Below are 12,114 nucleotides of genomic sequence, written 5' to 3'. Positions count from 1 at the left end.
ACCGGAAGTCGCCCCGCGGCGCGTCGGCCTTCAGCCTGAGGGGGGCGCGGTACTGTCCGCAGCCGTCAGCGGACCCGGTAGGACCCGGCAGGAGACCACCTTTGGGCCAGGAGTGGCGAGATCAGGGCGGCGCCAGAAGAGCCCCGTGGTTCGTCCGCGTGTTGCCCATGGCGATGATCGTCGGCGGGGTGGTCTTCGATGTTCTGACCCCGCCCCGGTTCACCGCCGTACCTCTCTATGCGGCCGCCCCGCTCGTCGCGGCGCCTGTCCTGTCATGGATGGCGACCCTGCTGACCGGGATCGCCGCGGTTCTGGCGCTGAGCGTCCTCCATGCCGTCAACAGAAGCTTCTGGCAGATCACGGTCCTCACCGAGACGACCACGGTGGTCACCGTCGTCGTACTCGCGCTGTTCATCAACATCCTCGTGCGGCGCAGCGGTGAGCGGCTCGCCTCGGCCCGGGTGATCGCCGAGACCGCGCAGCGGGCCGTCCTGCCCGCGCCGGCCGACCGGATCGGCGGTCTGTACATCGCCGCCCGGTACGAGGCGGCGCAGGCGGGCGCGTTCATCGGCGGTGACCTCTTCGCGGTGCAGGACACCCCTCACGGCGTGCGCCTCCTCGTCGGCGATGTGCGGGGCAAAGGGCTGGGGGCGGTGGGGACCGTGGCCGTGCTCATCGGCGCCTTCCGCGAGGCCGCGGAGCAGGAGCACTCGCTGGAGGGCGTGGCGCAGCGGTTGGAGCGGGCGCTCAAGCGGGAAGGCACCAGGCGGGAGGGGCTGGACGCCGTGGAGGGGTTCACCACCGCTGTTCTGGGCGAGATCCCGCGCGGCCGGGCCCTGGTGCGGCTGGTGAACCGGGGGCATCCCGAGCCCTTGGTGCTGCACGCCGACGGGGCTCTGGACGTCCTCGCGCCGGCGCAGGCCGCGCTGCCGCTGGGGATGGGCGACCTGGCGGCGTGGCCGGACCGGGCGGACGAGTACCCGCTGCCCGACGGGGCGACGCTGCTGCTCTACACGGACGGGGTGACGGAGGCGCGGGACGCTCGCGGCGTCTTCTACGACCCGGTGGAACGGCTCGCGGGGCGTCTCTTCCCGGGGCCGGCGGAGCTGCTGGACGCGCTCGTCGACGACGTACGGCGGTACACCGGCGGCGGTTCGAGCGACGACATGGCGCTGCTGGCGGTCGGCAGGCCGGCGGAAGGGCAGCCGGAACGGCGCAGGACGGTGCCGGTGGTTCCGCCGGAGCCGGACGGCCGCGGCAGGCCCGCGTGACATCACGGCCCTGATACGGGTGGTGCGCACGCTGCGTAGTCGAAGGGGAGCCGTCCGCATAACATTTGACACACCGTCAGAACTCTGACCGCCTCTGAGGTTTGATCAACTCGCCCGGTTCCGGCCGATTCTGTCCGGGTAAGTCCCGGGTGAAGTCGTTAATGATCACCCGGAACAGCTTGGAATCCGGCCCCGGCGTCTATTAACGTTCGATAACGCAGTGCGGTCGTCCCAGCCGTCGCAGAGGCGGCGCCGTGCGCACGTGCCGAATCCCGCAAGGGAACCGGGGAACCACTAATTGGGGTGAATCGGTCACCCTTTGCCGCTCAGTCCGCGGTCGAGGGCGCCCGTAGGAGACCTTCCTGCTCCGAACCCGTCAGCTAACCCGGTAGGCGAGAAGGAAGGAAAGGAGTACGCCTTCGTGGCGTCCAACATGCCTGCCCCCGAGGCCCGCTTCGCGTCCGAACGTTTCAGTACCGACGCCCCCGAGCGGACCTGGGAGGAGTGGAACCCCACAGAGGACTCCGTCCGCCCCGTGCGCGGCCGGCACCGTGTCATCAAGCAGCGCGGCGGAATCGCCCGCAGCTCCACGGTGCTCGGAGTCGGCGTCATCGCCGCGGTCGGCGCGGGTGGCATAGCCACCGCGCAGGACAAGCCGGCGGTCTCCATCTCCCTTCCCGATTCCATCGCGGACAAGCTTCCCGACGCGAAGTCGCTTCCCGGCGTGGGATCCCTGATCTCCGACTCGGACGACTCCGACGGCGATGTGCACGCCGCGCCGCTCACCGCCGCGACCACGGTCGCCGACAGCGGCGCCGGCCAGGCTCAGGCCGCCGGCTCCGGCGAGGCCCTGCGCGCCCGGATCCTCCAGCAGGCCGAACAGCAGCAGGCAGAGGCCGACGCCGAGGCGAAGGCGGCCGCGGAGGCGCTCGCCGCCGAGCAGGCGGCGGCCGCAGCCGAGAAGCAGCAGAGCGCGGCCGAGGCCAAGGCCGCCGAGGAGAAGCGCAAGGCGGAGGAGGCCGCGCGTGCGGCGGCGGAGGCGGCGCGTCTCGCCGAGCTCGCCCGCAGCTTCTCCCTTCCGACCTCCTCCTACACGATCACCTCCACCTACGGTGAGTCCGGCGCGATGTGGTCCTCCGGCCAGCACACCGGCCTGGACTTCGCGGCACCGACCGGGACCCCGGTCAAGGCGGTGCACGGCGGCACGGTCAAGTCCGCAGGCTGGTCCGGTTCCTATGGCTACCGCATCGTCCTCGAACTCGAGGACGGCACCGAGGTCCTGTACGCCCACCTCTCCTCGATGACGGCGAGCGCGGGCCAGCAGGTGTCCACCGGCGAGACGATCGGGCGCGTCGGCGCGACCGGTAATGTCACCGGCCCGCACCTGCACCTCGAGGTGCACACCGCCGGCGGCGCGGGCATCGACCCGATGGCGTGGCTGCGCGGCAAGGGCCTCACGCTCTGATCCCTGCCCGGTACGGGTCGCGGTAGGTCCCGTGCCGGGCACATCCATGTCTCCGGCAGCCCTGGCGCACACCCCCCGACGCCAGGGCTGCCGGAATAGCCGGTACGGGCACGGCCGTTGATCACCGCATGACCTCTCTGCGCACCCTCGGTTCCTCCGGCCCGACCGTCTTCCCGCTCGCTCTCGGCGGCAACGTCTTCGGCTGGACGGCCGACGAGGCGCGGACCTTCGCGGTCCTCGACGCGTACACCGCCGCGGGCGGCAACTTCGTCGACACAGCCGACAGCTACTCCTCGTGGGCCCCCGGGAACGAGGGCGGCGAGTCGGAGACCCTCATCGGCAAGTGGCTCGCGGCCCGCGGCAACCGCTCCGAAGTCGTCGTCGCCACCAAGGTCGGCGCCCACCCCCGCCACAAGGGCCTCTCCGCCACCACGATCAAGGCGGCCGCGGAGGAGTCGCTCACCCGGCTGGGCACCGACCACATCGACCTCTACTACACCCACTTCGACGACCCGTCCGTGCCCGTCGAGGAGATCATCACCGCCCTCGACCAGCTGGTGAAGGACGGCAAGGTGCGCGCGATCGCCGCCTCCAACATCAGCGCCGAACGGCTCCGGGCGTCCCTGGACTTCTCCGAGCGGGAGGGCCTCGCCCGCTATGTGGCGCTGCAGCCCCACTACAACCTGGTCTCACGCCGCACCTACGAGGGCGAGCTCCAGGACACCGCCGCCCGCGCCGGCCTCGCCGCCGTCCCCTACTACGCGCTCGCGTCGGGCTTCCTCACCGGCAAGTACCGGCCCGGCACCACGGTGGACAGCGCCAGGGCCCAAGGAGCCTCCAAGCACCTCGAGTCGGAGCGGGGGCTGAAGGTCCTCGACGTGCTCGACAGGATCGCGCAGGCCCGTGGCGCGGAGATCGCGACCGTCGCACTGGCGTGGCTGGCCGCGCAGCCGACCGTGGCCGCGCCGATCGCGTCGGCCCGTACGGTCGAGCAGGTGCCGGCCCTGGTGGCGGCGGCGGACCTGGCCCTGACGGAGGGCGAGCTGGCCGAGCTGACCGCCGCGTCCGCCTGAGACCGCACCGGCGCGGGCTCAGTAGCGGTAGGGGTTGTAGCCGCTGTAGTCGCGGTGCGGCGGCGGCAGCGGCATCCGGGCCGTCGCCTGGGCGGCGTACGTCAGCGAAGGGCCCGCCACCTCCCTGCGCTGCCACAGATGGTGCAGCAGCTCCTGCTCGCGCTCCACGAAATCCGGGCCCGCAGCGCCCCGGTGGGCCCGGTGGCGCAGGAAGGCGAGCGTCGTCGCGAACGCCTCGTACTCCGACACGGCGTGCCCGGCCGCCGGGCCGTACGCGCGCCGGGCGAAGTCCCGGGCCACGGTGCGGGCCCGCATCGACGACAGGGCGCGGGGCTCGGCCGCGGACATCCAGCCGGCCGCGGCGTACGCCGGAAGCTCCTCCGAGATCGTGCGCAGCTCACGCTGGCGGGTCCATATCGCCAGCCAGGTGAGCAGCGCGAACACCGGCACCATGAACGCCCCGTACACGGCGTAGAAGCCCCACGGGCCGAGCATCGACGCCGAGCCGTTCCACAGGGCGTGCATCCCCATCGCGAGCGCCAGGCCCAGCAGCGGCAGCGCGATGCGCCGCAACCGCAGGTGCCGGCGCGCGCCGAGCGCGGCGAGACCGAAGCCGAGGCCGGTGAGCACGGTGAAGAGCGGATGCGCGAACGGCGACATCACGATGCGTACGAAGAACGTCGCGGCGGTCACGGAGGCGAAGCCGGAGGCGCCTATCGCCTGGTCCTCGTCGAAGGCGCTGCCCAGATAGAGGATGTTCTCCGTGAAGGCGAAGCCGGTGGCGGTGAAGCCGGCGACCACCACGCCGTCCACGATCCCGGTGAAGTCCCGTCTGCGGAAGACGAAGAGCAGCAGGATCGCGGCGGCCTTGGCGCTCTCCTCCACGACCGGCGCTATCACCGTCGCGCCGAGAGTGTCGGCCGACGCCGGGTCGGCGGTCGCCGTCGCTATCCAGCGGGTCGCGAAGGTGTTCGCGACGATCGCGACCAGCGCGGCGGCGAACGCGCCCCAGGCGAAGGCGAAGAGAAGGTTCCGCCACGGGCCGGGCTCCACCCGGTCGAGCCAGCGGAACGCCGCCAGCAGCAGTGGGACCGGCAGGGTCGCGAGACCGAGACCGACCAGGAAGCCGTGGGTGCCGGTCTGCTCGCGCACGAGCACCAGGATCACCAGAGCGCACAGGGCGAGCAGGGTGATCACCGCACCGGCGCGGAACGCCCGGCTGCGCCAGATCCTCGACGCCGCCCGCGGCCGATAGCGCCGGCGCGCCGGCGCGGGCACTTCGGTCAGCAGCGCGTCGACATGCTCCTGCTCGCGCGCGGGCAACACGGGGTGCGGGGGCACCGCCGGGCGCTGCGGGCGGTGCTCCGGTGGTTGCTGCGCGGAGTCGGACACCCGTCGACCCTAACCAGGAGCACCGACAAGCGGCGACGGCGCGTCGCCCGTCGCGGGCGTCACCGCACAGTTCAGGCCTGGGGCGTGACCCGGCGGAACAGCAGATCGCGGACCTTGTGGCCCTTGTCCAGGCCCTGGCCCTCGAAGCGGGTCAGCGGACGGAACGCGGGTCGCGGCGCGAAGCCGCCGTCCTCCTGGGTGTTCTCGAAATCCGGATGCGCCGACAGCACCTCGAGCATCTGCTCGGCGTACGGCTCCCAGTCGGTCGCGCAGTGCAGGATCGCGCCCGGAGCGAGGGGCCCGGCGGCGAGGGAGAGGAAGTCCGGCTGGATCAGCCGGCGCTTGTGGTGCCGCTTCTTCGGCCACGGGTCAGGGAAGTAGACCCGCATGCCGTGGAGCGAGCGGGGCGGCAGCATCTCCCGCAGCAGGATGATCGCGTCGCCGTTGGCCACCCGGATGTTGGACAGGCCGTTCCGTTCCGCGAGAGCGAGCAGGTTGCCCTGGCCCGGGGTGTGGACGTCGACGGCGAGGATCCCGTTCCCCGGGTCGTCGGCGGCCATCTGGGCGGTAGCCTCCCCCATGCCGAAGCCGATCTCCAGGACGACGGGAAGTCCGCCGAACATCTCCTCGAGGTCCAGCACCCGGTGCCCGTCGATGTCCAGGCCCCACAGCGGCCACAGCCGCTGCAACGCGTCCTCCTGCCCGGCGGTGACCCGGCTGCGCCGCGGCTGGAAGCTGCGAATACGACGCTCGTGGTGCGAACCGGCCGGGTCGGCGGCGGGTCCGCCCGGGAAGCGCGGCTCGCTCTTGGCACGGATGAAGTGGCGCGGGGCCTCGGAGCTGGGGTCGGGATCACGGAACTCAGACACAGTGATGCCGATTCTACGAGGGCGCGATCGGGCCGTGCGCCGGGCGTGGGGCGCCCCCGGTGAGTGGGAGCGGTCAGGTCACGGGGCGGCGCTGCCGCTTGGACGCTCCGCGCGAGGCGGCGGCCGTCCGGTCCGGCCGCGTCACCGGACGGTGCGGGGACGCGAGGGCGACAGCGCGGTGAGCGCGCGACGGGCGACCTCGCGGCCGATCGGGAGCGACGCCGTCGCCGCCGGAGAGGGGGCGTTCAGCACGTGCACCGTCCGCGGGGCCTCCCGGATCAGGAAGTCGTCGGCGAGTGTCCCGTCGCGCAGCACCGCCTGCGCGCGCACGCCCGCCGGTGCCGGGCGCAGGTCGTCCTCCGTGACCGCCGGCAGCAGTCGCCGTACCGCCGCCGTGAACGCCCGCTTGGACACCGAGCGGCGCAGCTCCCCGGCCCCGTACCGCCAGTGCCGGCGGGCGATGTGCCAGGAGCCGGGCCAGCCGAGCGTGCCCGCCAGGTCCAGGGGCCGGACGGCCGACCAGCTGTAGCCCTCGCGTGCCAGAGCGGGGACGGCGTTCGGGCCGACGTGGACGCCGCCGTCGATGCCGCGGGTGAGGTGGACGCCGAGGAACGGGAACGCCGGGTCGGGCACCGGGTAGACCAGCCCGCGGACGAGACCGGGGCGGGCCAGGTCGTAGTACTCCCCGCGGAACGGGACGATCCGCATCCCCGGGTCGTCGCCCGCGAGCCGGGCCACCCGGTCGCAGTGCAGCCCGGCGCAGTTGACCAGCACCCGGGCCCGTACGACCGTGCCCGATCGTGTCCGGACCGCGACGCCCCACGGGCGGCGGTCGACGGCGGTGACCTCCTCGCCGTACCGCACGTCCGCACCGGATGCCGTCGCGAGCTGTGCGGCCACCGACCCGTAGTCGCAGATGCCGGTCGTCGCCACATGGATCGCGGCGAGGCCGCGGACCTCCGGCTCGTACTCACTGATCTGCGCCGGACCGAGCTCGCGCACCGGAATGCCGTTCTCCCGGCCGCGCTGGACCAGGGCGTGGAGCCGTGGGAGCTCGTCCCTGTCCGTCGCCACGATCAGCTTGCCGGTGACCTCGTGACCGATGCCGTACTCCGCGCAGAACTTGACCATCTCGGCGGCGCCGCGCACGGCGAACCGGGCCTTCAGCGACCCGGGCCGGTAGTAGATCCCGCTGTGGATCACACCGCTGTTGCGGCCCGTCTGGTGCCGGGCGGGGCCCTGTTCCTTCTCCAGGACCGTCACTCCCGTGCCGGGGGCCGAGCGCGAGAGCGCGTACGCCGTCGACAGGCCGACGATGCCGCCGCCGACCACCAGCACATCGCAGTCGAAGTCATGCCCGGACGCCCTCACCGCGTCACCTCCCACCCCGATAGTGCACTGGCCCGCCGACAACGCGCTCAAACCAGTCGACACGCGGGAGACACGCCCGACTTCCACGCGGGAACCGCCGCCGGCGTCCCCGGGGGTGCCGTCAGGGGCGTCAGGCGGGTGTCATGAGGAGCGGGCGGGCCCTCTCCCGCAGCTCCATGACCCGCGGCTCGTCGCCGTACGGCTCGAGCCGGTGCAGGAGGTCCCGTACGTACTCCGTGGTCCGAGCGGACGAGATCCGGCCCGCGACCTCCACCGCGCGGGTGCCCGCCGCACAGGCAGCGTCCAGATTGCCCGATTCCAGCTCGGCCACCGCGGACACCACGAGCCGCAGTCCGTGCGAGCGCACGTACTCCTCCGTGGGGCGGGACAGTGCCTGTTCCGTGAAGCGCCGCACCTGCCGCGGCGCCTTCAGGTCGCGGTAGCACTCGGCCGCGTCCGCCGCGAATCTGTCGTACGAGTAGAAGCCCAGCCAGGACGGGTCGCCGTCGCCCTCCCTCGACCTCTCCAGCCAGCCCTCCGCGGCCTTGAGGGCCGCGCCCGCGGCCGCCGCGTCGTTCGCCTTGGCGTGGGCGCGGGCCTCCACCAGCCGGAAGAAGCTCATGGTGCGGGCGGTGGCGAGGCCCCGGTTGCGTTCCAGTGCCGCCTGGGCCAGGTCGACGCCCTCGTCGGCGAAGCCGCGGTACGTCGCCTGGAGCGACATGGACGCGAGCACGTATCCGCCCAGCGGCACATCGGCGGCGGCGCGGGCCAGGCGCAGCGCCTGGATGTAGTAGCGCTGCGCGGCTTCCTGCTGTCCGGTGTCGAAGGCCATCCACCCGGCGAGTCGGGTCAGTTCGGCGGTCGCGCCGAACAGGGCCCGGCCCACTTCGTCCGAGTACGAGCCGAGGAGCAGGGGTGCGGCGTCGACGCGCAGGCACTCGGGCACCATCGACGAACGCCAGTCCCCGCCCCCGTACTTGGAGTCCCAGCGGCGGGCGTCCTCCGCCGCCTCCCGGAGTTTCGCGACGTCGCTGTGGCCCACGCGGGCGGGCGTGTCGGCGGCGTCCGCGGTCTCCGTGCCGTCGGGAACGTCGGGGGAACCGGAAGAGGGGTCGGAGAGGGACGAGCCGCCGGTCGCGTCGAACAGCCGCTCGACCGACGCGTCGGCCGGGGTTATCAGCCAACGGGACGCGGGCGTCGCGTAAGCGCTCACTGCGAACGATCCGGCCAGGGACTGCCAGATGCCCCCGCCGCCGGCACGGCGGCCCGCAAGATCCAGCCGGTACAGTTCGGTGGCCGATTTCACCGCTTCGCCGACATCACGCGGGAACGCCAGTCCCACCTCGGGCGCCGGGTCGGCGTCGGCCAGTCCGATCTCGTGGAGCGGCACCGGACGGCCCAGCTTGGCGCCGATGGCAGCCGCGATGAGATGGGGTGCGGCGCCCTGCGGCACCATGCCCTTGGACACCCACCGGGCCACCGACGTCTTGTCGTAGCGGAGGGTCAGACCACGCTGCGCGCCGAGGTCGTTGACCCGCCGCGCGAGGCCCGCGTTGCTGATTCCCGCGAGGGCGAGAACCGTGCCGAGCTTTTCGTTCGGCCCGCGTTGCTCCCTGGACATGCGCCACCCCTCGACACGCAGACGGCTGCCGCGCACGGCCCGCGCACGGCATTCGTGCTGGGTTCTCCCGGTTCGCGGCACCCCCTCCCGACCGGTCCCGGCTGCAAAACCATGTGGCCGTGCCCTGCGGAATATGCGCGCCTGTGGAGAACAGCAGCAAACACAGCGTAGTTCGCCGCATCCCGACCGTTAAGGGGCCAACTTCCCTATGGCGGGATTGTTGTCCGTACGGGTGATCGCCCGTCCGCCCTCGTGCTCCCGCCGTGTGGCCGTGCGCCCGTCCGTGCGCTCTGGCCGGTCGGAGGCGGGAGCGCTTCCATGAGTGCTGCGTGGGTCGGCCCGCTGCGTACTGGAACCAGCGGGCTGGGGGACACCGCCGCCTCAATCCCCGCGGGCGGCGGACAGGGCCCGGGAGGCGAACTGCGCCTCCCGGTCCGTGTGTTGCGGTCAAACTGCCACGCTGACGCGGCCTCAAAAATGGCTGAATGACGCCTGTCCGCCGGCCTCTCCCGAGGGTCGCCCGGACCTCCGGCGGCCTCGGAACCGGCTCCCGCACCGGCGGCAAATCGCCAACGCCGCCGCGGTGTTCCGTTTTTGCACGCGCTACCGGGAGCCCTTCGCGTGCGCCTCCTTCGTGGCAGCATGTTCCCGAACGGCTTCGGCGATGTCCGGCAATGTTGGGGAGGCGGCGATGCGGTGGCTGGTGGGGTGGAGCAGTATCGCCGCGAACTTCGGCACGGCGGGCGCCGTCGGAGCCTCCGAAGAGGGCCGCACCCTGCATCCCGTCGGAGCCCAACTCCTGTGGGGCGACCCGGATCCGCTGTGGGCCGTCGGGGACTGGCGGCCCGACGAGGTGCGCATCATCACCGCCGAACCGCACCAACGGCCTTATGCCACCCCGGGCAACGGCCAGGCGCCCACCGTGACCCGGCTCGCCGTCCTCGGCTGCTGCGCCGCCAACGACGAACAGCTGCGGGTCGGACTGTTCGCGGCGCGCGGCGGCGCACTGAGGCATCTGACCGCATGGGCGGGCAGCTACACCGTCGTCGTCCAGGTCGGCCGCCGCATCACCGTCGTCGGCGACCTCGCCGGCGCCCGCCCCGTCTTCTACACCCCGTGGGCGAACGGCACGGCGTACGCGACCGCCGCCCTCCCGCTGGCCGACCTCATCGAGGCCCAGCTCGACATCGGACACCTGGCCGCCCTGCTGGCCTGCCCCGAGTCGCCGGAGGCGCTGCGCGACTCCACCCCGTACGCAGGAGTGAAACGCATCCCGCCCGGACACGCGCTGATCCTGCGGGAGGGCTCACGGGAGATCACCGGGTACGAACCGGTCGCCTCGCTCGCCGTCGCCGCCCCGCAGGTCGAGGCCGCCCGCGCCATCGACGGTGTACGCGACGCACTCGTCGAGGCCGTGCGCGCCAGGCTGACCGCGCCCCGGCACGCGCCAGAGACCATGCCGCCCGACCCGGGGCCCGTCCCCGGGATGGGCCCCGCCGAACGCCGCGCGGCCCGCGGCGCGCCAACGCCCGGGATCGGCGCCGACCTCTCCGGGGGCAGCGCCTCAAGCACCCTCGCCCTGCTCGCGGCCGGACTGCCCGGCGTACCGGGCACGGTCCTCGGACACGGCACCGGCGCCGGTGAACGGCTGCTCGCCGTCACCTTCAACGACCTCGCCACCAGCGGACACGAGCTGCGCGAGCCCGAGCTGGAACGGGCCCGCCTCATCGCCGCCAACCCACGCCTGCACCATGTCGTGGTCGCCGCCGGAGAAGAAGGACTGCCGTACGCGAATCTCGACTCCGGCCCCCTGACCGACGAGCCCGCACCGTCCCTGGTGACCGCGGAACGCCACCGGGGCCGGCTGGCCGCCGGCAGTGCCGACCACTTCACCGGAGCGGGCGCGCGGCAGGTGCTGGACGCGCATCCGGCGCGGCTGGCCGACCTGCTGCTGGACCGGCGCAGACGCCACCTGCTGCGGCCGGTCACCGCCCTGGCCCGCTCCGAACGGCCTTCCCCCCAGTCCCTCTTCGTCCCGCTCACCGTGTACCGGGCAGCCCGCAAGCTGGCCCGAACGCCCTACCGCACCGGACTCGAGGCGGCCGCCGGCGACCTGCTCCTCGCCAATCGTCCGGGCCCCGCCCTGCGCAACGGCGCGGTGGGCGCGTCTTTGGCGGCGCTGGCGTGGTCCCGTCCCGGGCCCGCGGCACGCTGGCTCACCGGGGAGGCGCTCGCTGAAGTATCGGTTCGGCTGACGGAGGCGGCGACCCGGCCCACCTCGGTCCAACGGCCGGGCGAGACACGGGCACGGGCCGCGCTCGCCCGCCACGCCTTCGACCACCGGATCCTGGAACAGGCCGCGGAGGTACGCAGCCAGCGTCTGCACGCGCCCTACCTGGACAACCAGGTCGTACGGGCCTGCCGGGACCTGCCGGAATCGCTCCGCGTCCAGCCGGGCGCGCGGGCCGCCGTACTGCGCACGGTTCTCGCGGGCGCCGGCATCCATGACCTGCCGCCCGGCTGGGGCTCCCCGACACACGCCTCGTCCGCCGCGGCGGCTCGCACGGGACTACGGTCGGCGCTGCCGCACCTGATCGCCCTCTTCGACGCCCCGCTGCTCGCGGACGCGGGCCTCATCGAGGCACGCGTCGTCCGCGGGGCGCTCCGGGCGGCGTCCGAGGGCGAGCCCGTGCCACTGGACGGGCTGGCGGATCTGGTCTCCACGGAACTGTGGCTGCGGAGGCTGCTGTCGCGCCGGGGCACGTGCTGGACGGGTACGGCGGCGCCGCGGCAGCGAGCGGTGGCGGGCGGGGTGCCGCGACGGCCGACGCTGCAGTCGTAGGGGGCGGGTGCGGGTGCGTGGCGCCTGCGGCGGGCTTGTCCCCTACCCGCCCCTTCCCGCTGTACCGATGTGCGGCTCCGCCGCGTGGCGGGGCAGGCCCCGGACCCAGTGCCGCTCTGCGGGCGGCGTGCCGCGCTCCGCGCGGTGCCCTCAATCTCCTCCTACGGCCTGGCGGCCGTGGGAGGTTCCCTCAGGCGGGCTGGATGCCGC

At 73.2% G+C, this 12,114-nt stretch carries 8 protein-coding genes and 1 riboswitch; of the genes, 4 read left to right on the top strand and 4 right to left on the bottom strand.

The window, feature by feature from the left end:
* The first annotated feature begins 167 nt into the window (after positions 1-167).
* The 3 genes from ACWGH4_RS20260 to ACWGH4_RS20250 all read left to right on the top strand — a co-directional run bounded on the left by ACWGH4_RS20260 (position 168) and on the right by ACWGH4_RS20250 (position 3,809).
* Complete coding sequence (locus ACWGH4_RS20260; RefSeq protein ID WP_453462644.1) at positions 168-1,271, top strand: PP2C family protein-serine/threonine phosphatase; 1,104 nt, start codon at positions 168-170, stop codon at positions 1,269-1,271.
* Between the two features lie 253 nt (positions 1,272-1,524).
* Positions 1,525-1,681: riboswitch (cyclic di-AMP (ydaO/yuaA leader) on the top strand.
* An 11-nt stretch (positions 1,682-1,692) separates the two neighbouring features.
* Positions 1,693-2,736: a peptidoglycan DD-metalloendopeptidase family protein gene (locus ACWGH4_RS20255; RefSeq protein WP_441263191.1), complete on the top strand. Its 1,044-nt coding sequence runs from the start codon at positions 1,693-1,695 to the stop codon at positions 2,734-2,736.
* Positions 2,737-2,864: 128 nt separating this feature from the next.
* Positions 2,865-3,809 carry an aldo/keto reductase gene (locus ACWGH4_RS20250; RefSeq protein ID WP_453462640.1) on the top strand — a complete coding sequence of 315 codons (945 nt, stop codon included), beginning with the start codon at positions 2,865-2,867 and terminating at the stop codon, positions 3,807-3,809.
* Between the two features lie 18 nt (positions 3,810-3,827).
* Here ACWGH4_RS20250 and ACWGH4_RS20245 read toward each other — a convergent pair whose 3' ends face one another.
* The 4 genes from ACWGH4_RS20245 to ACWGH4_RS20230 form a co-directional block, all read right to left on the bottom strand.
* Positions 3,828-5,201, bottom strand: a complete 1,374-nt coding sequence (locus ACWGH4_RS20245) for a PrsW family intramembrane metalloprotease (RefSeq protein WP_453462637.1) — start codon at positions 5,199-5,201, stop codon at positions 3,828-3,830.
* Positions 5,202-5,272: 71 nt separating this feature from the next.
* Positions 5,273-6,070 (bottom strand): tRNA (guanosine(46)-N7)-methyltransferase TrmB, encoded by a 798-nt coding sequence (trmB, locus tag ACWGH4_RS20240; RefSeq protein WP_453462634.1) that lies wholly within the window; start codon positions 6,068-6,070, stop codon positions 5,273-5,275.
* Positions 6,071-6,211: 141 nt separating this feature from the next.
* Positions 6,212-7,441, bottom strand: coding sequence for an L-2-hydroxyglutarate oxidase (gene lhgO, locus ACWGH4_RS20235; protein ID WP_441263187.1), 1,230 nt, complete (start codon positions 7,439-7,441; stop codon positions 6,212-6,214).
* Between the two features lie 130 nt (positions 7,442-7,571).
* Complete coding sequence (locus ACWGH4_RS20230) at positions 7,572-9,062, bottom strand: MFS transporter (RefSeq protein WP_453462631.1); 1,491 nt, start codon at positions 9,060-9,062, stop codon at positions 7,572-7,574.
* A gap of 691 nt (positions 9,063-9,753) precedes the next feature.
* On the opposite strand from ACWGH4_RS20230, the gene ACWGH4_RS20225 reads away from it, so the two are divergent.
* Entirely contained in the window at positions 9,754-11,904 is a 2,151-nt protein-coding gene (locus ACWGH4_RS20225) for an asparagine synthase-related protein (protein WP_453462647.1), read from the top strand.
* The last annotated feature ends 210 nt before the right edge of the window (positions 11,905-12,114 follow it).

Source organism: Streptomyces sp. NPDC054847, assembly GCF_053610925.1.
The sequence above is the reverse complement of the archived record's forward strand: the minus strand, read 5'-3'. Positions and strand labels throughout refer to the sequence as shown.

Excerpts from the sequence above, each read along its gene's own strand:
- ACWGH4_RS20260 (WP_453462644.1), top strand. The coding sequence starts at position 168 with ATGGCGATGATCGTCGGCGGGGTGGTCTTCGATGTTCTGACCCCGCCC.
- ACWGH4_RS20250 (WP_453462640.1), top strand. The coding sequence starts at position 2,865 with ATGACCTCTCTGCGCACCCTCGGTTCCTCCGGCCCGACCGTCTTCCCG.
- ACWGH4_RS20230 (WP_453462631.1), bottom strand. The coding sequence starts at position 9,062 with ATGTCCAGGGAGCAACGCGGGCCGAACGAAAAGCTCGGCACGGTTCTC.
- ACWGH4_RS20225 (WP_453462647.1), top strand. The coding sequence starts at position 9,754 with ATGCGGTGGCTGGTGGGGTGGAGCAGTATCGCCGCGAACTTCGGCACG.